At 58.7% G+C, this 20865-nt stretch carries 13 protein-coding genes; 11 read left to right on the top strand and 2 right to left on the bottom strand.

Annotation, left to right across the window (positions count from 1 at the left end):
• Positions 1-750 precede the first annotated feature (750 nt).
• The 3 genes from BSU04_RS09150 to BSU04_RS46340 all read left to right on the top strand — a co-directional run bounded on the left by BSU04_RS09150 (position 751) and on the right by BSU04_RS46340 (position 4368).
• The gene (locus tag BSU04_RS09150) at positions 751-3240 is read left to right on the top strand and encodes a glycoside hydrolase family 19 protein (RefSeq protein ID WP_256982356.1); all 2490 of its coding nucleotides are present in this window, start codon (positions 751-753) and stop codon (positions 3238-3240) included.
• A complete protein-coding gene (locus BSU04_RS09145; protein WP_089160316.1) occupies positions 3240-3632 on the top strand; it encodes a hypothetical protein in 393 nt (130 codons plus the stop codon). The genes BSU04_RS09150 and BSU04_RS09145 overlap by 1 nt, the downstream gene beginning before the upstream one ends.
• A gap of 598 nt (positions 3633-4230) precedes the next feature.
• A complete protein-coding gene (locus BSU04_RS46340; RefSeq protein ID WP_179258257.1) occupies positions 4231-4368 on the top strand; it encodes a hypothetical protein in 138 nt (45 codons plus the stop codon).
• A gap of 958 nt (positions 4369-5326) precedes the next feature.
• On the opposite strand, the gene BSU04_RS09140 is transcribed toward BSU04_RS46340, so the two are convergent.
• Positions 5327-6985 carry a 3-(methylthio)propionyl-CoA ligase gene (locus tag BSU04_RS09140; RefSeq protein WP_089160315.1) on the bottom strand — a complete coding sequence of 553 codons (1659 nt, stop codon included), beginning with the start codon at positions 6983-6985 and terminating at the stop codon, positions 5327-5329.
• Between the two features lie 164 nt (positions 6986-7149).
• Between BSU04_RS09140 and BSU04_RS09135 the strand changes: the two genes are divergently transcribed.
• From BSU04_RS09135 to BSU04_RS09115, 5 genes are all read left to right on the top strand, one after another.
• On the top strand, positions 7150-8748 hold the full coding sequence (locus tag BSU04_RS09135; RefSeq protein ID WP_089160314.1) for a protein adenylyltransferase SelO: 1599 nt from the start codon (positions 7150-7152) through the stop codon (positions 8746-8748).
• Between the two features lie 86 nt (positions 8749-8834).
• Positions 8835-9257, top strand: a complete 423-nt coding sequence (gene msrB / locus BSU04_RS09130; protein WP_089160313.1) for a peptide-methionine (R)-S-oxide reductase MsrB — start codon at positions 8835-8837, stop codon at positions 9255-9257.
• Between the two features lie 197 nt (positions 9258-9454).
• Complete coding sequence (locus tag BSU04_RS09125; RefSeq protein ID WP_089160312.1) at positions 9455-9994, top strand: septation protein A; 540 nt, start codon at positions 9455-9457, stop codon at positions 9992-9994.
• On the top strand, positions 9991-10314 hold the full coding sequence (locus BSU04_RS09120; protein WP_089160311.1) for a BolA family protein: 324 nt from the start codon (positions 9991-9993) through the stop codon (positions 10312-10314). Before BSU04_RS09125 ends, BSU04_RS09120 begins: the two co-directional genes overlap by 4 nt.
• A gap of 92 nt (positions 10315-10406) precedes the next feature.
• A complete protein-coding gene (locus BSU04_RS09115) occupies positions 10407-11189 on the top strand; it encodes a peptidylprolyl isomerase (RefSeq protein ID WP_089160310.1) in 783 nt (260 codons plus the stop codon).
• Between the two features lie 121 nt (positions 11190-11310).
• Here the strand turns inward: BSU04_RS09115 and purL are convergent, their stop codons facing one another.
• Entirely contained in the window at positions 11311-15369 is a 4059-nt protein-coding gene (gene purL, locus BSU04_RS09110) for a phosphoribosylformylglycinamidine synthase (RefSeq protein ID WP_089160309.1), read from the bottom strand.
• Positions 15370-15851: 482 nt separating this feature from the next.
• On the opposite strand from purL, the gene BSU04_RS09105 reads away from it, so the two are divergent.
• The 3 genes from BSU04_RS09105 to pgi all read left to right on the top strand — a co-directional run bounded on the left by BSU04_RS09105 (position 15852) and on the right by pgi (position 20839).
• On the top strand, positions 15852-17156 hold the full coding sequence (locus BSU04_RS09105; RefSeq protein ID WP_089160308.1) for an FAD-dependent oxidoreductase: 1305 nt from the start codon (positions 15852-15854) through the stop codon (positions 17154-17156).
• Between the two features lie 209 nt (positions 17157-17365).
• The gene (locus BSU04_RS09100; RefSeq protein ID WP_089160307.1) at positions 17366-18964 is read left to right on the top strand and encodes an NAD(P)H-hydrate dehydratase; all 1599 of its coding nucleotides are present in this window, start codon (positions 17366-17368) and stop codon (positions 18962-18964) included.
• 249 nt (positions 18965-19213) lie between these two features.
• Positions 19214-20839, top strand: coding sequence for a glucose-6-phosphate isomerase (gene pgi, locus BSU04_RS09095; protein ID WP_089160306.1), 1626 nt, complete (start codon positions 19214-19216; stop codon positions 20837-20839).
• Positions 20840-20865: the final 26 nt, after the last annotated feature.

The raw sequence follows: 20865 nt of genomic DNA, 5'->3' as shown, positions 1-20865 counted from the left end.
TGCTGAATGGAGCCTTCAGGTCACAAGCTTTCCAGTTACATCAGTAGAGCGAACGCTGACTATGTAGAAGCTCGGCGGATAATCAATGGTACCGACCGGGCAGAAGTAAGCGCCAATTACGCGAGCAAGTTGAAGCAATATTGTTGGAGTGCATATGAAAATATTCGCATTTTTCCTGACGGTAGTGTTTACATATACAGTAAATGCAGCGACTGTCTGCAACCAAATGAGCACTGACTGTCGTTATTTCATCGACGACGCTGGCGCACTAGTGGAAATTTTGAGATGAGGTGGCGATGGCCGTTAGCCGGGTGCGTCGAAAGGAACGTAAGTTAAATGACAGCCTCAGAGCGCTTCAGGCTAGTTCTGGTCGCAATGCAAACATGTTCTCGATACTGAACGAATGTGCCAATTTTGCACATTTCTTTCTTCGACCAATTCCTCATCCTCGAAGGTGTTCTTTAGTGTCCGGAAGTCGAAAACGATGCAAGTGCGCTTCGGTGGGATACCACGTCAGCCGTACTGATGTTGTTCGACGGCAGTTAGTCTTAAATTTCAACGGTTTCGTCGCCGCATATTTGAGATGTTTCTTGTGTGCCGTCGCCATTTCCTGGTTTGTCTCATTTATCTGTTTTTAAAAGTGTCAAATTGGGTGGCGGAGCGCCCTGTCGAGTCAAAAAACGGAATTATGTGTGAACGCCTTTCATATTTCGAAGTGCGCTTTAACACTTAACTCTGATTGGGTTGGAAATGACGACTGCTACGCCCGCTCGACCAAGCGACACTCCTCTGCCGCCTCAAAAGGCGGATGACAGCCCACCCGCCGCGCTGAACTTTGCCTTCCCTTTCAAGAAGTCGGATGGCAAGGACTTTATCGATGAACACCAATTCCACGCGCTGCTCGCACGCGAGAGTGGCGGCTTCTTTCCGGTTAGCGATTCGGGCATGTGGCATGGTGGCATGCACGTCACCGCAGGCGGTGCGGGCACATCACTCGATCTAAACAATGGCGTGCGCTGCATCGCCGATGGCGAAGTGGTTGCGTATCGGGTTGATCGGGCGTACCCAGTGAGCGAACTGCCAGCTCTGGCTGGAAAACCCGCCGTCAAGGCGACCTACAGCACGGGCTTTGCACTCGTTCGCCACAGGACTGAATTTCCGCACGGCACGAAGCTGACCTTCTTCAGCCTGTACATGCATTTGAAGAGCTTCGAGGAGTATCAGAAAGACACCTTGCTCAAGATGCCGTCGTATTGGACGAAGGTCTGGAAAGTCACGCCGTTCGCCAAGGACATTCCTAAGCCGGATGTGCATCGCGGGAAGGCTGCTGCGGGACAGATCGGACTGAACATTCGTTCCGCGCCTATCGGTCGTGCGCCTATCAGCACGTCGGTGATTGGTATCCTGCGCCAGGGTGCGCAGGTGCAGATCGGCGCGCAACAAGGATCGTGGGGGCAGATTGCATCGATTGAGTCGGGCGGTCCCGTCATTGCCGCGAGCGTTGGCAGTTTCGCCGATTCGAAGGCGAACACCGGCTGGATATTTCTGGGGAGAGAACACGGACATCAATTGGTGGAGGGCGTGCTATCAAAGTCGCACTTCGACCAGATCGTTGTGCTGCCTAAACCCGTCAAGATCAACGCTGGAGACTTGATTGGACATCTGGGCCACTACGACCAGTTGGGCGAGCCGAGCGCGGGCAACCGGATGGTGCATATCGAGGTGTTCTGCGATGAGAAGATCAAGCCGTACATCGAGCAGGGCCGGGCGTGGGTCGACAAAAACGCGTGGAAAATTGAGCCCACAATTTTGCGTATCGACCGCAGAGTGAAGCTGTATAAGGCGATGGGCCGGGAAGGCGCCGATGCGCCGCAAACCGGTGTGATCCAGATCTATCCACTTTCAGCACTTGCTCAGGGTCCAAAAGAGGATCAGTTCGAGGAACCGACCACCGGCACAGATGGATCGAAGTTCCATTGGTGGAAGATCGACAGCGCGGATGTGCGTCGCGCCCCGATCTCGGGGTGGGTGCGCGAACAGAATCACGCGGGCGGTAAGGTGACGCGCGAGTTCGCGTGTAAGTGGGTGGACTTCGAGATACACGAAGAAGCTCATGACCCGATGCACACGATGTTCGCCACGCCCAAGGCGTATCTCGACTATTGGCTCGATGCGGACGAGCCGGACGTGCCTGCGCTGGCGAAGTTGAGTCCACTCGCGGGGAAGGTGTATCGCTCGGTGTTTACAACGGGAAGCGGTTCACATGCAGCTGACGAATTGCGCAAGGCTTCGCGGGATCCGTGGCTGCAGTTGCGGTTATCGCGGCTGATCGTAAAGCATGAGAGCGAATGGGCGAATCCGGGGAAGTGGAAACAGTTGCACGAGTGGATTGAGCAACGTACCGGACATGATCCGGCGCATGAAGAAGAACAGAAGCGCATCGCGAAGTTGGTGTGGTGGGATGCGGTGACGGGGAAGATTGAGGGACTTCCGGAGTCGGCGGATGTGTTTCATATTCATCCGGTGGGGTTGGTGGGAAATTTTCGAAAGCTTGGCGGAAAAATTACGTTTCCGATGCTTCGTGCAATCTTCACGGAAGCGTCTTCGGAGCAGCTTCAAGCTGTTGTTGACGAGCTGAATCCACGGTTAAAAGACTTTAAGCTTGGGTCTCGACTTCGGCTTTCTCACTTTTTTGCGCAGATCCGCCAGGAAGCAGGGGCGGGTCTTAACACCACAGAAAACCTGAACTACCGGGCTGATGTTCTTACCCAAAAATTCGGCTATTTCAATTCGCACCGGGCCGATGCGGAAGTATATGGTCGAACAGCGGAGCACTCAGCAGATCCAGAGTCGATTGCGAACCGCGCTTATGCTCACAAGATCGGCAATGGCTCCGTTGAGAGCGGTGACGGTTGGAAGTATAGAGGGCGCGGACTGAAGCAGCTCACGGGAAAGGCGAATTATCAAGCGTTTCAGAAATTTTACCCGTCCCTGTGGACCGATGATACAGCGGACTTTATATCTAATTCCGATCTTGTTGCCGAAATAAAATATGCGACACGCTCGGCGATCTATTTTTGGATAGCAAACGGACTACCGGAACTGGCCGATGAAGGATTCGCTGACGGCGTCGTCGATAAAATTACTGCAGTAATTAATCTTAAAACGGACAGCTATACTGCTCGGAGCAGTAACTTTCATGCGATATGGAAGGCTGGGTTGTTTGATGGAGTTGAATAATGGTTAAAGTTCGGATTTTTTCTGTCGTCTTGTGCCTGGCTATGTTCGCTAATTTTGGTGTGTCGGCTGCCGAAACAACAAAATACAAAATCGCATTTTTGGGTGGAAGAAACACAATAGAGTTCACCGAAATCGAAGGTCAAGACGGCGAGGCCATTGTAGTTAATATGTTTAGTTCAAAAAGACCGAACGGTGGAAAAATTTATGTGGACCGTTATGAACCGGAAGGCGGATCGGTTCCAAAGATAGCCAGCGTTTTTGTCAATGGTTATGCTCCACGAAAGTTATTTGTTATCGTTGATTGGGCAGCTGACGTTTCTTCTATTGGGACAGGCGGGACTCTCTATCAAGTTTACGTTTATGAGAAAAGGTTGAAAACAGGGAAAAATTAACACGACTGATCCCGGATGCAGTGCTTATGAACCGCTTCGGCGTGGGATTTGATGGAACTCGGGAAGGAAAGCGCGTAATTTATAGATTTAAAACGGCGAAGTCGGTCAAGAAGCAACTTGCGGATTGGGGATATAAATGAAGCGACACAAGCGCTATGCATTCGATGTTCGCTAGGCCCAAGGCATGTTTCGACTACTAGCTTGATACGCATGCGCCGTACGGGCCGTGCTTGCAAAGCTAAGTCCGTTGCGGCAACGTCTACGCTGGGTGTTTACAACGGGCATCGGCGCAAACACGGTTGACGAATTGTGTGAGACCTCTCGGGATCGTTGACTTCAGTTGCTGTTATCGCTGCTGATTTGAAGCATGAGAGCCAATCGGCGAATCCTGGGAAGTGGATGTTCGAGTGGCTTGTGTAATGACCGGACAATATTCCATGCGTGCTAAATGGCGCCTTTACAGGTCACAAGCTTCCCAGCTACACCAGTGGAGCGAACGTTGGCCATGTCGAAGCTCGGCGGATAATGAACAGTACCGACCGGGCAGAGCTAATTGCCAATTACGCTCGAAATTTGAAGCAATGTTGCTGGAGTGTCTATGAAGATATTCGCATTTTTCTTGATGATGGCTTTTCCATTTGCGGTGAGTGCGGCGACTGCCTGCAACCAGATCAGGACTGACTGCCGTTATTTCATCGACAACGCTGGTGCACTGGTGCATAGGGAAGCTGATTAGCGGATCGTCGATATCGATTCAAACGGCTCCTTTAGCGATGTATCCGTCTTTAGATATGGCGAACAATACGTTTTAGTAAAATAAAACTTTTCTGATGACAGAGCTTTGGTCGCCATTCCTATTGAGGAAAGGAACGGAAGGCTGGCCTATAGCGCGGCCTTCTATTTCTCAATTAATTTGATCGCTTCAACTGGTCGCTCTACTCCCATTTGGGATGCACAACGGGTTTCTAAAGGAAATGGTATTGTTAGTTCAATAAATGGAGCAACGCCGAACCGGTTGTCCAACCGCGAACCACAAAACGGGCGCCCTCCGTGCTCGCTAATGGATGGCCGTCTACGTCCGTATCTATTATCGGCGATATTAATGAACCCGCGTCGTCAAAATGTCTTGCACCATACTCTAGTGATAGCGACCATTTCCCCATTGCAGATATCGCTTGCCGCTCCATTTCTCTACCTATTCTAAATGGTTCGCATGATCTCTCCGGGATCATCGGGAGGCGGATACTGATTTCCATGCATCTCAAAAAAGAGCGCAAACACATTAGTCGGTTGGTACAAGTACCATTCAAGCGGTGGCGGCCGCATAAAATTAGAGGGCTATATCTCGGATTCGGGGGAATTTAAGATAAATGAGTATGGATCGATCCGTAATCAAGTTACGGGTAGTTTCAGCGGTGAGACCCGTAACGGAGCTTTTGTCGAAAATTGGCAGTCGTCGGACGGCAAAAAAACGTTTCCAACTATATTTATCAGCAAGGTTTCAGCTAGTAGACGCCAGTCGAATGGGTCGACTTCGAGATTCGCGAAGGAGCAAATGACTCGATGCATGATTCCAAACAGCGGCGGCGCTCATACGATTGTATTTTTGCTCAACGGGGAGAAATGCACGGCGGCGCAAACCGGGCCGCATATGCAGTCCGGCTTAAACACAAAGCAAGAGAAACCTAAAAAAATCAAACCACTTTTTCATCAACCGTCGGCAGCACATGCTCGCGATACAACTCGCGCAGGCGAAGTTTCTGCAACTTCCCGGTAGCCGTATGCGGGAGTTCATCGGCGAAAACAACATCATCCGGCTTCCACCATTTCGCCACCTTGCCGTCGTAGAACGCGAGCAGTTCCTCACGCGTGACGGTCGCGCCCGGACGCAGCACGACCACCACCAGCGGCCGCTCCGTCCACTTCGGATGCGAACACGCAATACACGCCGCCTCCGCCACCTGCGGATGCGACATCATCACGTTCTCCAGGTCGATCGAACTGATCCATTCGCCGCCCGACTTGATCACGTCCTTGCTGCGATCGGTGATGTGCATGAAACCATCGGCGTCGATGGTCGCTACATCGCCGGTCGGGAACCAGCCGTCGATCAGCGGCGAATCATCCTTGCGGAAATACCGGTCGATCACCCACGGCCCGCGCACATGCAGATCGCCGAACGAAGTGCCGTCCCAAGGGAGCTCCTGGCCGTCATCGCCGACGACTTTCATGTCCACGCCGAACATCACGTGCCCCTGCTTTTCCCGCAGATGCCGCTGCTCATCCGGCGTTAGTTGCTGCTGTCTCCAGGTGAGCTTGGCGAGCGTGCCGAGCGGCGACATCTCCGTCATGCCCCACGCGTGAATCACCTCGACGCCGTATTCGTCCTCGAAGCTGCGCAGCATGGCCGGCGGGCAGGCCGAGCCGCCAATCACGGTACGTTTGAGCGTATTGAAACGCACGCCCGCCTGCTTCATGTAGTTCAGCAAACCGAGCCAGACCGTCGGCACGCCTGCCGAAAACGTCACGCCTTCGGCTTCCATGAGTTCGTAGAGCGCTTTGCCATCGAGGCAATTACCGGGCAGCACGAGCTTCGCGCCGACCAGCGGCGCGGCGTGCGGAATTCCCCACGCGTTGACGTGGAACATGGGCACGACGGGCAGGATTGCATCGCGGGCGGAACAGCCCATGGCGTCGGGCAGCGACGCGGCGAACGCATGCAACACGGTTGACCGGTGCGTATAAAGCGCACCTTTCGGATTGCCGGTCGTACCGGATGTGTAGCAAAGAAACGATGCCGAGCGTTCGTCAAGAACCGGCCACGGGTAGTCGCCGTCGCATCTGCCGATCAGCGTTTCGTAGCTGAGCGCGGGCGTGGCCATGTCGGCGAGATGGGTGCTGATGCAGGTCTCGTCACCCAGCGCAATCCAGCCCTTCACGTTCGGACACTGCGGCGCAATGATGTCCACCAGCGTGGCGAACGTCATGTCGAACGCGACGTATTCGTCGTCGGCGTGATTGACGATAAACGCAACCTGATCGGGAAAAAGCCGCGGGTTGATCGTGTGGCAGACAGCGCCCATGCCGGTCACGCCGAAATAACATTCCAGATGGCGGTACCCGTTCCAGGCCAATGTGCCAATGCGTTCGCCCGGTTGCACACCCAGCCCGATCAGCGCCTGCGACAGTTGTTTCGCGCGCTTTTCGCAATCGCGCCAGGTATAGCGATGAATGTCGCCTTCAATGCGGCGCGAGACAATCTCGGTATCGCCGAAATGGCGTGCAGCGTGGGATAACAACGATGAAGCGAGCAGCGGTACATCCATCATCTGGCCGAAAAGCGGCGACGTCATGGGTGAGTTCCTCACAAGTCCGGATGTACGGGTTTTGATGCGTGATCTACGACGGGAACAAATACCTTAATCGATCCTTGAGCCAATGTGGGAGCCGATCGCGCGGGCTCGTGCAGCGGCGCGGGGGCGGATTTACAATATCGGTTAATCATGAGGTGCTCAATATGTCGTTTTCCCCAAGCAGCACCGCCGCAGTTGCCGATCCGGCAGGCCTCGCGCCCCTGGCTGCACCCGTGGATTCGCTGCTCGCATCGATCGAAACCGATCGGCCCGATGCGTTCGCTTCACTCGGTTCCGCCTTTCTCACCCGCCTGCCCGCCACACCGTTGCCTGAGCCTTATCTGGTGGGCATTTCCGCCGATACCGCCGCGCAACTGGGTTTCAACGCCGCTGACGCGCAAGATCCCGCGTTCGCCGAGCCGTTTGCAGAACTTTTTGCGGGCAATCCCACGCGGGAATGGCCGACGGAGAAGTTGCCGTATGCATCGGTGTATTCGGGGCACCAGTTCGGCGTGTGGGCCGGCCAGCTTGGCGACGGGCGCGCGATCGGCCTCGGCGAGATTGAACACGACGGCAAGCGACTCGAGCTGCAGCTGAAAGGCGCGGGACGCACGCCGTATTCGCGCATGGGCGACGGCCGGGCGGTGCTGCGGTCATCGATACGGGAATATTTGTGCTCCGAAGCCATACACCATCTCGGCATTGCGACCACGCGGGCGTTGTGCGTCATTGGTTCGGACCAGCCGGTGCGCCGTGAAACGATGGAAACGGCCGCCGTTGTGACGCGCGTCGCGCCGAGTTTCGTGCGCTTTGGCCACTTCGAGCACTTCTACACGAACGATCGGTTCGATGAATTGAAAAAGCTCACCGATCACGTGATCGACCGGTTTTATCCGCAATGCCGCGAAGCCGACGATCCCGCTCTGGCGCTCTTGCAGGAAGTCACCAACCGCACCGCCGACCTGATGGCGGACTGGCAGGCTGTCGGGTTTTGCCACGGCGTGATGAACACGGACAATATGTCGATTCTCGGGCTGACGATCGATTACGGCCCGTTCGGCTTTATCGATGGATTCAACGCGAATCACATCTGCAACCATTCGGATTCGCGGGGCCGGTACGCTTATAAAATGCAGCCGCAGATTGGCTACTGGAATCTGTTTTGCCTCGCGCAGGCATTAGTGCCGCTGTTTGGTCCGCAATACGACAGCGACAATCGCAACGACAAGGTGATCGAAGATGCGCAGCGGGTGCTGGAAGGGTTCAAGGACCGTTTTGCGCCCGCACTCGAACGCCGCATGCGTGCGAAGCTCGGTCTGGCTGAGATTCGCGAAGGCGACGATAAACTCGCGAACCGCCTGTTCGAAGTGATGAACGCCAATCGTGCCGATTTCACGCTCACGTTCCGAAACCTGGCCAAAATGCGCAAGGCTGACACTTCTGGCGACGCGCCGGTGCGTGACCTGTTCCTCGATCGCGCCGCTTTCGATGTCTGGGCGAACGACTACCGGCTGCGCTTGTCGGAGGAAACACGGAGCGACGAAGCACGTGCAAGCACGATGAACGCCGTGAATCCAAAATATGTCTTACGCAATCATCTGGCCGAAAACGCCATCCGGCTGGCGAAAGAGAAGGATTTTTCCGAAGTTGAACGGCTGGCACAGGTACTGCGCCGCCCATTCGATGAACAACCTGAATTTGAAGCGTATGCCGGCCTGCCTCCCGACTGGGCGAGCGACCTGGAAGTCAGTTGCTCTTCCTGAAAGTACCCCCAAATAAATGAGCCGCCTTTGGGTTTCCGCCTTGGGATCCCTTTTAGGCTCCGCTAAAGATCTGGAGATAGAGAACCATGAACCGAGACGATCTCACTAAAGACCCCGTTGCTCCCCTGCAGAAGGACGACGCCGAGTATCGAAAGGAACTGAGCGATATCCAGTACCAGGTGACACGCCACGCCGCCACCGAACGGCCGTTTACCGGCGAATACTGGGATCACACGGAGCGCGGTGTGTATGACTGCGTGTGCTGCGGCACGCCGTTGTTCGAGTCGGATACGAAATTCGATGCGGGTTGCGGTTGGCCCAGCTACTTCAAGCCGATCAACGGCGAAGTCATCAACGAAAAAACCGATCGTGCGCATGGCATGCTGCGCATTGAAGTGCAATGCAAGAACTGTGGTGCGCATCTGGGCCACGTCTTCGAAGACGGTCCCGCGCCGACCGGTCTGCGGTACTGCATCAACTCGGCTGCGCTACAATTCGAACCCAAGTAAGCGCGTCGGGCAACGCCGGCCGGTGAGCCAATGCGCCGGCAAGTCGGCGTTGGCGCGGCGGGCCACTTCGCCGCGCGCTTTCAATTGCGGCTGGCTGCGGCTATTCACTCGCCAGGCGTCGTGCTGTGCCGGTAGCGAACCGGTGACACGCGGCGCGTGCGCGCTTTTAGATTTGATGCCCTCCTCACCCCTACGACATGAAATTTCTGTTCGATCTATTTCCGATCCTCCTCTTCTTCGTCGCATTCAAGATCTGGGGCATCTACACCGCCACCGCTGTCGCCATTGTCGCCACGCTTGTGCAGATCGCTTGGGTTGCGTTCCGGCATCGCAAGGTCGATCCCATGCTGTGGGTGAGCCTGGGTGTGGTGGTCGTATTCGGCGGCGCGACGCTGGTCCTGCATAACGATACGTTCATCAAGTGGAAACCCACCGCGCTTTACTGGCTTTTTGCCGGCGCGCTGATCGTGTCACAGGTTGCGTTCGGCAAGAACCTCATTGAAGCAATGATGGGCAAGCAGATTGTGTTGCCGCATCGCGTGTGGGGCCAATTGAATCTTGCGTGGGCCGTGTTTTTCGCGATTCTTGGCGTGGTCAATCTGTTCGTGGCGTTCAACTACACCACCGATCAATGGGTCAACTTCAAGTTGTTCGGTGCGACCGGGTGTTTGCTGGTGTTTATCGTGGCCCAGAGTTTGTGGCTCGCGAAGTACATGAAAGAGGACGAAGGGAAATGAGCGATCCTGGTTTTATCGAGAACTTCGTCAACGCGTCGGCCGAAGGCAAGATCGCTTATCTGGAAGCGCGGCTTAATGCGGCACTGGAAGCTTCGTCGGTGCATATCGACGATGACAGCGCAGCGCATGCAGGCCATGCCGGAGCCTCGGCGGGAAGTCACTATACGGTTACCATCGTGGCGGCCCGATTCGCCGGGAAGCCACGCGTGGCGCGGCACCGGCTAGTGTATGATGCGCTGGCCGACGAGCTTCGGCAGGGCATTCATGCGCTTGCCATCAAGGCTTTCACACCTGAAGAGTTTGCGGACCAGTTCGAGTGACCGTCCGTCAGAACTGACCTTCAGTTCAGTTTTGCTTTCAGCCAACAGATTTCAGCCAGATTCCCAGTCCTCGTCCTGATCAGGAACTATTGATGATTTTAAAAAATCCCCGTATTTGGGTGTTGCTGGCCGCGTTCGCGGCGGCGCCCGTATTTGCTCAGAACATTGCCGTGGTGAACGGTACGCCGATTCCGAAATCCCGTGTCGATGCGCTTGTCGCGCAACTCGTTCAGCAGGGTCAGCAGGACACGCCGCAATTGCAGGCGGCCGTGCGTCAAGAGTTGGTGAATCGCGAGATCCTGATGCAGGAAGCGATGCGGCGCGGTATTGCCACACGTCCCGACGTGAAGGCGCAAATTGCCGTTGCTCAGCAGACTGTGGTCCTGCGTGCATTGATTGAAGATTTCGTGAAGAACAATCCGCCGACCGATGCCGAGATCAAGGCGCGTTACGACGACATGGTGAAGCAGGTTGGCGGTGGCAAGGAGTATCACCTGCACCATATTCTCGTCGACAATGAAGCCCAGGCTAAGGACTTGATTGCGAAGATCAAGGCCGGCGCGAGTTTTGAAGATCTGGCGAAGCAATATTCGAAGGATCCAGGATCGGGCAAGAATGGCGGCGATCTGGACTGGTCAAGCCCGCAAGCGTATGTGCCGGAGTTTGGCGCGGCGGCTGAGAAGCTGAAGAAGGGTGAGATGACCGACGCGCCGGTGAAGACGCAATTCGGCTGGCACATCATTCGGTTGGACGACATTCGCGATGTCGCCCCGCCGCCGCTCGAGCAAGTCAAGGCGCAGATTGCGGAGCAGATTCAGAAGGAAAAGCTGCAGGCCTTTGAAGAAGGTTTGCAGAAGAAGGCTGTTATCAAGTAATTGTTCGGATGTTCGACCATGTGAAAAAGCCCCGCTGGCGCAAATCAGCGGGGCCTTTTTATTGGGCTTTGGTTTTGCGCTGCGGTGCCCTCTTCCATGGTGAAAAAGGTGCCGCGCAACTTTATCCCACCCAGCGCCGTGCGTTCTGGAACACGCGCAACCACGGACTTGCGTCTGCGGTCCAATCGGCGGGCGTCCAGCTCATCTGCACATTCCTGTGCACCCGCTCCATATGCGGCATCAGCACCGTGAAGCGTCCGTCAGGCGTCGTCACCGACGTGATCCCCTCCGGCGAGCCATTCGGATTCAACGGATAACGCTCGGTTGCAGCGCCTTGGTTATCGATGAAACGCATTGCAACTAAAGCGTTCGCAGGATCGCCTTGCTGCGAGAAATCCGCAAAGCCTTCGCCATGTGCGACGGCCACTGGAATCCGCGACCCTTCCATTCCGGCGAAGAATATCGACGGCGAACTTTGTATCTCAACCGACGCAAACCGCGCCTCGAATTGCTCCGACTTGTTTCTCGTGAACTTCGGCCAGGCATCCGCGCCAGGGATCATCGAAGCGAGGCTGCTCATCATCTGGCAACCATTGCAAATGCCCAGTGCAAAGGTATCTGTGCGACCAAAAAACGCCTCGAACATATCAGCCAGACGCGGATTGAAACGAATCGTCTTCGCCCAGCCTTCACCGGCACCCAGCACGTCGCCGTAAGAAAAACCGCCGCACGCAACCGCACCAGCAAAGTCCGCCAGCGTGACCCGGCCTTCCAGCAAATCGCTCATGTGGACGTCATGAGTGTCGAACCCCGAACGGTCGAACGCGTAAGCCGTTTCCAGATGCGAATTGACACCCTGCTCTCGCAGGATAGCGACGCGCGGACGCGCACCCTTGCTCACGAATGGAGCCGATACATCCTGCGTCGGATCGAAAGTCAGCACCGGCGAAATGCCCGGATCAGCAGGGTCGAGCAACGCATCGTATTCAGCGTCGGCGCAGGCGGGGTTATCGCGTAACCGCGCAATGCGCCAGCTCACTTCGCTCCACGCCCGCTGCAATTCATGCCGAGGAGATTCATAGATCTTCTTGGCATCGCGATAAATCTCGATCGCATCACGCTCGTTCGGCTTGCCGATCACTTCGCTACACGCGGACAACCCGTGCTCGCGCAACACAGCCATCACGGCATCGCGATCCGCCAAAGGCACCTGGATCACGCCGCCCAATTCTTCAGCGAACAACGCGCGAATGGTCCGGTCCTCACGACGGCCGCTGGTCTGCTTCGCCCAGTCCTTGGCATCGCCGTAATCGGATTCATGGTTGGGATCGAGGATCAGCATGTCGACGTTCAGCGACACGCCCACGTGACCCGCAAACGCCATTTCGCAGACAGTCGCCCAGAGGCCGCCATCGGAACGATCGTGGTACGCGAGCAGCTTGCCCGCGGCATTCAGCGACTGGATCGCGTTGAAGAACCGCTTCAGGTCCTCGGCGTCATCGACGTCGGGAACCGTATCGCCGATCTGCTGCGTCACCTGCGCCAGAATGCTGCCGCCCAGACGATTCTTGCCGCGGCCGAGGTCGATCGAGATCAGCACCGTGTCCGTGCCACGCTGCAACTGCGGCGTGAGCTGGCGGCGTACATCTTCAACCGGCGCAAACGCCGAAATGATCAGTGACACCGGCGACACCACTTCCTTCGCTGCACCCGTCGCGTCCTGCCATTTGGTGCGCATCGACAGCGAATCCTTGCCGACAGGAATACTGATGCCCAGCGCCGGGCACAACTCCATGCCAATGGCCTTCACGGTGTCAAACAGCGCTGCGTCTTCGCCGGGACTGCCGCACGCGGCCATCCAGTTGGCGGACAGCTTCAGCTTGTTCAACGATTCGATCGGCGCGGACGCAATGTTCGTCACCGCTTCGCCCACTGCCATGCGACCCGATGCGGGTGCATCGATCACGGCAAGCGGCGTGCGCTCGGCAATGGTCATTGCTTCGCCGCGATAGCCCGCGTAGTCCATGGTGGTGATCGCGCAATCGGCGACCGGCACTTGCCACGGGCCGACCATCTGGTCGCGCGCCGTCGTGCCGCCCACCGAGCGATCACCAATCGTGATCAGAAACGATTTGCTGGCGACCGTGGGGTGCTTGAGCACGCTCACCGCGATCTCCGACAAAACCATACCGGTCACATCGACGGGTTCGAACTTCAAGACCTCGCGCTTCACGTCGCGATGCATCTTGGGCGTCTTGCCGAGCAGGACTTCCATGGGCATATCGACGGGTTCGAGCTTTTCATCGGCGCTCTTCAAGTCGTCGATCAGCTGCAACTGGCGTTCTTCCGTCGCAACGCCCACCACGGCCACCGGGCAGCGTTCACGCGTGCAGATGGCTTCGAAGGCCGGCAGGCTTTCCGGCGCGATAGCCAGGACGTAACGTTCCTGCGCTTCGTTCGACCAGATTTCGCGCGGCGACAAACCGGATTCCTCAAGCTGCACGCGACGCAATTCAAATCGCGCGCCCTTGCTGGCCCCATCGACCAGTTCAGGGAATGCGTTCGACAACCCGCCCGCGCCCACGTCGTGGATGCTCAGGATCGGGTTATCAGCGCCCAACTGCCAGCACGCATTGATGACTTCCTGCGCGCGCCGCTGGATTTCCGGGTTGCCGCGCTGGACGGAATCGAAGTCGAGTTGCGCGGTGTTTGCGCCGGTCGCCATCGAACTCGCCGCTCCGCCGCCCATGCCGATCCGCATGCCCGGACCGCCGATCTGGATCAGCAGCGATCCCGCCGGCAAATCCATCTTGTGCGTGTGCTGGTCAGAGATATTGCCGATCCCGCCCGCGATCATGATCGGCTTGTGATAACCCCGCACGCGCCCGGCAGCATTCTGCTCATACGCGCGGAAATAGCCGCCCAGATTGGGCCGGCCGAATTCGTTGTTGAACGCGGCCGCGCCGATCGGGCCATCGATCATGATCTGCAGCGACGATGCAATGCGCTCCGGCTTGCCGTACGGCTCGTGGGCATCCGATGGATTGCGCTGCGGCACCGGCACAGCGCTGTCGCGGGCGTTTTCCCACGGCTGGCGTGCATCGGGCAAGTCCAGGTTCGATACCGTGAAACCCGCCAGGCCCGCCTTCGGGCGCGCGCCGCGGCCCGTCGCGCCTTCGTCGCGGATTTCGCCGCCCGAGCCTGTTGCCGCGCCGGCGAACGGCGAAATGGCGGTCGGGTGGTTATGCGTCTCGACCTTCATCAACGTGTGCGTCAACTCGGTGTGGCGGCCGTAATGCTCATTCGAACCGCGCGGGAACCAGCGCTCGGCCGTGCCGCCTTCCATGATCGCCGAGTTGTCCGAATACGCGACGATGGTGCCGGCGTGGTTCAGCTTCTCGGTGTTGCGGATCATGCTGAACAGCGAGATGTCCTGCGGCTCGCCGTCAATGGTCCACTGCCCGTTGAAAATCTTGTGACGGCAGTGTTCGCTGTTGGCCTGCGCGAACATCATCAGTTCGACGTCGGTCGGATTGCGCTCCAACTGCTTGAACGAATCAACGAGATAGTCGATTTCATCGTCCGCCAGCGCCAAACCCAGTTCCGCGTTCGCCGCTTCCAGCGCGTCGCGGCCATGGCCCAGGATATCGACGGCTTGCAGCGGCTGGGCCGGCAGTTCGTCGAAGAGATGCAGCGCGTGATCCCGCGACGGCGCGACGCTCTCGGTCATGCGGTCGTGCAGCGCGGCCACAACTGCTGCGCGCTCTTGCTCGCTTAACGCTTTCTTGCCACCAATGCCGCTGCCAAGCAAGCCGCTTTTCAGGATCACCGTATATTCGATCCCCCGCTCGATCCGCCGGACCTGCGTCAGGCCGCAGTGATGCGCAATATCTGTCGCCTTGCTCGCCCACGGCGAAACGGTGCCAAAGCGCGGCACGACCATGAAGGTCTCTTGCGCGCCGCGCTCAGTGCTGGCCTCGAACGGCGCACCGTAGTGCATCAGCGCGTGAACGCGGTTGCTGTCCTCATCGGAGAGCGGTTCGGCCGAGTTCACGAAATGCAGATACTGGCCGCGCACGCCGACAATTGCCGGGTCGATGCGCGTCAATGTTTCGAGCAGGCGGGTTTGACGGAAATCGGAGAGGGCCGAAGCGCCGGGGAAACACGAGAAGTGGGCCATTTGTCGCGGTGCTTAAAGGACGTCAAAAACGCCGAGGCAGACGTCGAGACGAGAGACGTCGGAGCCATTTGCGGCAGTGCCGCAAATGGCGGTGGGAAGACCCGGATTATAACCCGGAAGTGTCTCGAAAACGGACCCCGGGCCAAGCCGCGAAACGGCCCGACGGCACACGCGCAATCTCTGAAATACACCCGCGACGTTTTTGCGAAGATCCGGGCGCGCGCTTCAAGAGCCTTGCCACGCAAGGGTTTTCAGCCTCCGGTGCGCTCATCGGCGTTGCTGTCCCGCGCCTCTTGGCGTCCCGTCGACGCCCGTTTGGCGCTATCATGGCGCGCTTTCCCTGACCGGCGTTTGGTCGCACAAACGCACAAACGCCGGTTCGCCTCTCTCACGAGAATCCCGGCGAATCCCGGGCGCCCTGACACAGTCGGGCACCGGCTCGTGAACCAGTCTGGTCTTGCGCCTTCGGGCGAGAACGAATCATGGATGTCATCGTCATCGGCGGCGGAATCGCCGGCATCGCCACCGCGTACCAATTGCGTGCAAACGGCCACCGTGTCTGCGTGGTCGAGCGCCATGCCACCGTTGCGCAGGGCGCAACCTACGGTCATGGCGGCTCCGTGCTGCCCTCACCGCTCGACGTGTGGTTCGGTCCGACGTTCATGCAGACACGTCGCGCGGCCAAAACCGGCATTGTGTTCAAACCCGGCTTCAATTCCGACACCCGCGAGTTCGCGAAGCAACTCGCGCGGTTCAAGGATCCGGAGCTTTTCACCGGTCAATACGCCGCTTTGCGGCCGCTGGTGGACGTATCGCGGGACGTGATCGCCGATATCGACTCCCGGTACGCACTCGATTACGAACAGCGCACCGGCGTGCTGCACGTGTTCCGCCATGAACGCGATCTCGAGCTGGCGCAGTCCGCGATTGCGCTGCTGCAGCGCTTCGAGACGCCGCACCGCATGCTGACACCCGAGGAATGCGTGGCGGCTGAACCGTCCATTCCCGACGATCCGCCGCTCGCCGGCGGCGTATTGCTTGGCGATGCCCGCACCGCCAATTGTCCGTTGTTCACCAAGCTGCTGAAGCAAGTGCTGGAAGACAGCGGCGTGCAGTTCCAGCTTGGTCGCGAAGTCACGGCCATTCGCGCCGACTCCCAGCGTGCCGCCGTAGAACTCGGACCGCGGGCGGGTGAAGTCGACGGCAAGGGGCGCAAGTCCCGCGACGTGGAATTGATCGGCGCCGACGCCATCGTGGTCGCAGCCGGCACCGGCACGCTCGCATTGCTGGCGACGCTGGGAATCACGTTGCCGCTGCATCCGCTGCGCCTGCACACCCTGACCGCGCCGATTGCCTACGAAGAGCGCGCGCCGCACATTACGGTGGTCGATTCCGTGAAGCGCATCACCATGACGCGGATCAACCAGCGCATGCGCGTGACTGGCGGTGCGGTGCTCGAGAGCGTGGCAAAAGCGCAGAAGCCGATGAACGAAAGCATGACGCGGCGCGCCCTCGCGCTGCTCGGCCAAGCAACGCACGACTGGATTCCAGGCGCGGCGAAGGTATCGGCGGCGCGGGCTTGGGACGGCATCAGGCTGGTGTCGCCCGATGGTTTGCCCGTTGTGAGCCCGAGCGCGCATGCGCGCTTGTTCATCAACGCCGCGCACGGGCCGGCGGGCTGGGGAATCGCTTGCGGGGCGGCCAAGGTGGTCGCCGCAATGGTCTCCGGAATCACACCCGACGTGCCTGTTGAAACGCTCAGCGCGCTGCGGATGGACCGGTTTTAGGAAGGGTTGAGCGTTATCCGGCTTGCATCCGGAGCGGCTAAGGGCTAGCGAAGCGAAAAAGCAAAGGCGAAGAGCGGCGTGGACTAGCGAAAGCAGCCGCAAAGCGCCTTTCGCGAACGTCACACACTTTACGAATCTCTGGCCGGTGTCTGCAGCCATTTGGGCGCAATAATTGCGATGAGCTCACGCACTCCTCCAACGCTGGCGCCATGACCGACTCCAACTCCCCTTCCTCCGCCGTATCAAACACCTCTGCGCCGCCCTACGTCGAGCCGCGCGATCACGCGCTGGCGCTCCTGACACTCGACGAACTCCGCACGCTTGAAAGCCGTGCGGCGGCTTCCCTGCCCGCCAATACGCTGATGGGACGCGCCGGGGCTGCTGCGGCGCAATTTGTCATCGACCAGAACCGGCATATGCCGCATCTTGCCGCGCTGCCGGTCTGGATCGTGGCCGGGCCGGGCAACAATGGCGGCGATGCGCTCGTGATGGCTGCCCGCTTGCGGCAAGCCGGCATCGACGTCGAAGTCTGCATGCCGGTGGAAGTCAAACCCGACGATGCACGCTGGGCGCTAGCCGAAGCCAGGCAAGCGGGCGTGAAAATCACCACCGATTCCCCCCAATCCTTCGACAACCTCGGCTGGCTCGTCGACGGCATGTTCGGCATCGGTCTCGGACGGCCGCTGGAAGGCGTGTTCGCGGATCTCGCCGCACGCCTGTCGCGGCGTTCGAAGGCGAGCGGCGGCGTGCTTGCGCTGGATATCGCGAGCGGACTGTCGAGCGACACCGGCGAACCGGTCAGCCGGAGCGCCGACGGCCGTGCACAGGCCGTGCGTGCCACGCACACCATCACGTTTATCGGCGCGAAACCGGGCCATTTCACCGGCGATGGGCGCGACCTCACGGGCAAGCTTTATATCGCCGACCTGGGCGTCAAGCCGCCCGTTGAATCCTGTGTCGTGCTGAACGCGCCATCGCTGTTCGGCTCGCACTTGCCGCCCCGCGATTACGCGACCAACAAGGGCACATTCGGCACGCTGGCCGTGCTCGGCGGCGACACCGGCATGTGCGGCGCGCCGATCCTGGCCGCGCGCATGGCGTTGTACGGCGGCGCGGGCAAAGTGAACGTGGCGTTCATCGGCACTGATTCACCGCCTTATGACCCGCCGCATCCCGAGCTGATGCTGCACCACGTCGACCAGCTCTCACTCGACAAGATGAACGCGCTCGCGCTCGGCTGCGGCATGGGCCAGAGTGAACGCGCGAAGAAGGTGCTCGTCGATGTCCTCGCGCTCGATGTCCCCAAACTCTTCGATGCCGACGCGCTCAACCTGATTTCATCGGATGAAAAGCTGGCTGCCAAGGTCGCCGAGCGGGGCGCGAGCGGGGACCCGTGCGTGTTGACGCCGCATCCACTCGAAGCCGCGCGTTTGCTCGGATCGAATGTAAAAAAAGTGCAAGCCGATCGCATCGCTGCCGCACGGCAGCTGGCCGCGCGCTTCGCTGCGGTCGCTGTGTTGAAAGGCACGGGCACGATCGTCGCTTCGCCGGACGGACGCGTTTCAGTGAATCCCACCGGCAATGCCGCGCTCGCCACCGGCGGGACGGGTGACGTGCTGGGCGGGTTGATCGGCGCCTTCCTCGCGCAGCGGTTGCCGCCTTATGAGGCGGCGCTGGCGGGCGTTTATCTGCACGGGCTGGCCGCTGAAGAGCTGACCCGCGAAGGCGAAGGTCCCGCAGGATTGACCGCGGGCGAGCTGGCTCCGAAGGTACGCAGCTTGCTCAACCGGCTGTTTTACGCCGCATAAGCGAGCCCGCCGGTGGTGTCGTTTGCGAACGGCGTTTATCCAGGACGAACGAAACACGAACCAACGCAGGAAGCCATGGCCAACGCGCCTTGACTTCCATGCAAGCAATCATTCATCCATCGTGGCTATACTTGTTGACTCGCGCGTAAGCTGGTCGACGCGGCGGTCGATGAGCCCGTCGAGATGAACCCTCATCAGACTCCGCGCGATGAACAGCACTTCCCGTCACCCTCTGATAAACGGACCGTTATGACGCTCAATTCGCTTCCTGCCTGGCCGGCGCTCCAGACGCATTACGATGCCATCCGTGACGAACGCCTGCGCGACTGGTTCGCGCCGCAAAACGACACAACGCCGTCCCGCGCCGAGCGCCTGACTTTTGACGGCGGCGGCATCTCCATCGATTTCTCGAAGAACCGCGTCACCGAAGCCACGCTCAAGCTGCTGGTCGAACTCGCGCAGCAGGCCAAGGTCGCTGACAAGCGCGACGCCGTGTTTGCCGGCGATATCGTCAATGTCACGGAACATCGCGCGGTGCTGCACACGGCCTTGCGATCCACCGACGACAATTCCCCTTTCCAGAAAGAAATCCGCGCTGAAAAAGCCAAGATGGCGACGTTTGCGAACAAGGTTCGCGACGGCTCGTGGACCGGCTACACCGGCAAGCGGATTCGCCATGTGGTGAACATCGGGATTGGCGGCTCGGATCTCGGACCAAAGATGGTCGTGCATGCATTACAGCACTTGGCACAGCCGGGTCTGGACACGCATTTTGTCTCCAACGTCGATGGGGCCGATATCTACAACGTACTGAAGGGCCTGAACGCTGAAGAGACGCTGGCTATCGTTGTGTCGAAGACCTTCACCACGCTCGAAACCATGACCAACGCGCGCTCCATGCGCGAGTGGTTCGTGAAAAGCGGTTGCCCGGAAGAAGCGCTGTCAAAGCACTTCGTGGGGGTATCGGCGAATCCTGAGGAAGTGGTCAAGTTCGGCATTGCGAAGGAAAATGTCTTCGAGATGTGGGACTGGGTCGGCGGCCGTTATTCACTATGGTCCACGGTTGGCCTGTCGATCGTGATCTCGGTTGGACCGGAGAACTTCGAGAAGCTGCTCGCCGGCGCGCATGCGATGGACGAGCATTTCCGTACCGCGCCGTTCGAGCGCAACCTGCCCGTGCTGATGGGCATGATCGGCATCTGGTATCGCGACTTCTTCGAGTCGCAAAGCGTGATGGTCGCGCCGTACTCGCAAGCCATGCGCTACCTGTCTTCGTATCTCCAGCAACTCGAGATGGAGAGCAACGGCAAGTCGGCACGGCTTGACGGCACCATGGTCGATTATCCGACCGCCGCCGTGATCTGGGGCGAACCCGGCACGAATGGTCAGCACGCGTTCTACCAGATGCTGCATCAGGGACCGACGATGATTCCGATCGACTTCATCGCCGTGTTGACGCCGGAACATCCGCTGATCGACCATCACGCGAAACTGCTCGCGAACTGCTTCGCGCAAAGCGAAGCGCTGATGCTCGGACGCACAATGGAAGAAGCGAAGAAGGTCGCAGGACCGGGCAAGGAAGAGCTTGCCACTCACCTTAGCTTCCCCGGTAATCGCCCGACGACAACGATTATTCTCGATGCACTCACGCCCGAGACATTGGGCGCGGTCATCGCGCTGTACGAGCACAAGGTGCTGGTGCAAGGCGCGGTGTGGGACATCAACTCGTTCGATCAGTGGGGCGTTGAGCTGGGCAAGATCCTCGGCAAAGTGGTGGAAGCCGATATCACCAGCGACAAGGCCGATCCCGCGAAGCATGATTCGTCGACATCGGCGTTGATCGCGCGTGCGCAGGCCGCGTTGAAGGGGCTGTAAACGGTTGATGAACGGGTATCTCACGT

It is taken from the genome of Caballeronia sordidicola, assembly GCF_002220365.1.
Classification (GTDB): domain Bacteria; phylum Pseudomonadota; class Gammaproteobacteria; order Burkholderiales; family Burkholderiaceae; genus Caballeronia; species Caballeronia sordidicola_C.
Note: the sequence above shows the minus strand (reverse complement) of the source record. Positions and strands in the feature narration are given on the sequence as shown.

Coding starts and splice junctions, on each gene's coding strand:
- BSU04_RS09125 (WP_089160312.1), top strand. CDS start 9,455: ATGAAATTTCTGTTCGATCTATTTCCGATCCTCCTCTTCTTCGTCGCA.
- BSU04_RS09140 (WP_089160315.1), bottom strand. CDS start 6,985: ATGACGTCGCCGCTTTTCGGCCAGATGATGGATGTACCGCTGCTCGCT.
- BSU04_RS09150 (WP_256982356.1), top strand. CDS start 751: ATGACGACTGCTACGCCCGCTCGACCAAGCGACACTCCTCTGCCGCCT.
- BSU04_RS09120 (WP_089160311.1), top strand. CDS start 9,991: ATGAGCGATCCTGGTTTTATCGAGAACTTCGTCAACGCGTCGGCCGAA.
- msrB (WP_089160313.1), top strand. CDS start 8,835: ATGAACCGAGACGATCTCACTAAAGACCCCGTTGCTCCCCTGCAGAAG.
- BSU04_RS46340 (WP_179258257.1), top strand. CDS start 4,231: ATGAAGATATTCGCATTTTTCTTGATGATGGCTTTTCCATTTGCGGTG.
- BSU04_RS09145 (WP_089160316.1), top strand. CDS start 3,240: ATGGTTAAAGTTCGGATTTTTTCTGTCGTCTTGTGCCTGGCTATGTTC.
- BSU04_RS09135 (WP_089160314.1), top strand. CDS start 7,150: ATGTCGTTTTCCCCAAGCAGCACCGCCGCAGTTGCCGATCCGGCAGGC.
- BSU04_RS09100 (WP_089160307.1), top strand. CDS start 17,366: ATGACCGACTCCAACTCCCCTTCCTCCGCCGTATCAAACACCTCTGCG.
- pgi (WP_089160306.1), top strand. CDS start 19,214: ATGACGCTCAATTCGCTTCCTGCCTGGCCGGCGCTCCAGACGCATTAC.
- BSU04_RS09115 (WP_089160310.1), top strand. CDS start 10,407: ATGATTTTAAAAAATCCCCGTATTTGGGTGTTGCTGGCCGCGTTCGCG.
- BSU04_RS09105 (WP_089160308.1), top strand. CDS start 15,852: ATGGATGTCATCGTCATCGGCGGCGGAATCGCCGGCATCGCCACCGCG.
- purL (WP_089160309.1), bottom strand. CDS start 15,369: ATGGCCCACTTCTCGTGTTTCCCCGGCGCTTCGGCCCTCTCCGATTTC.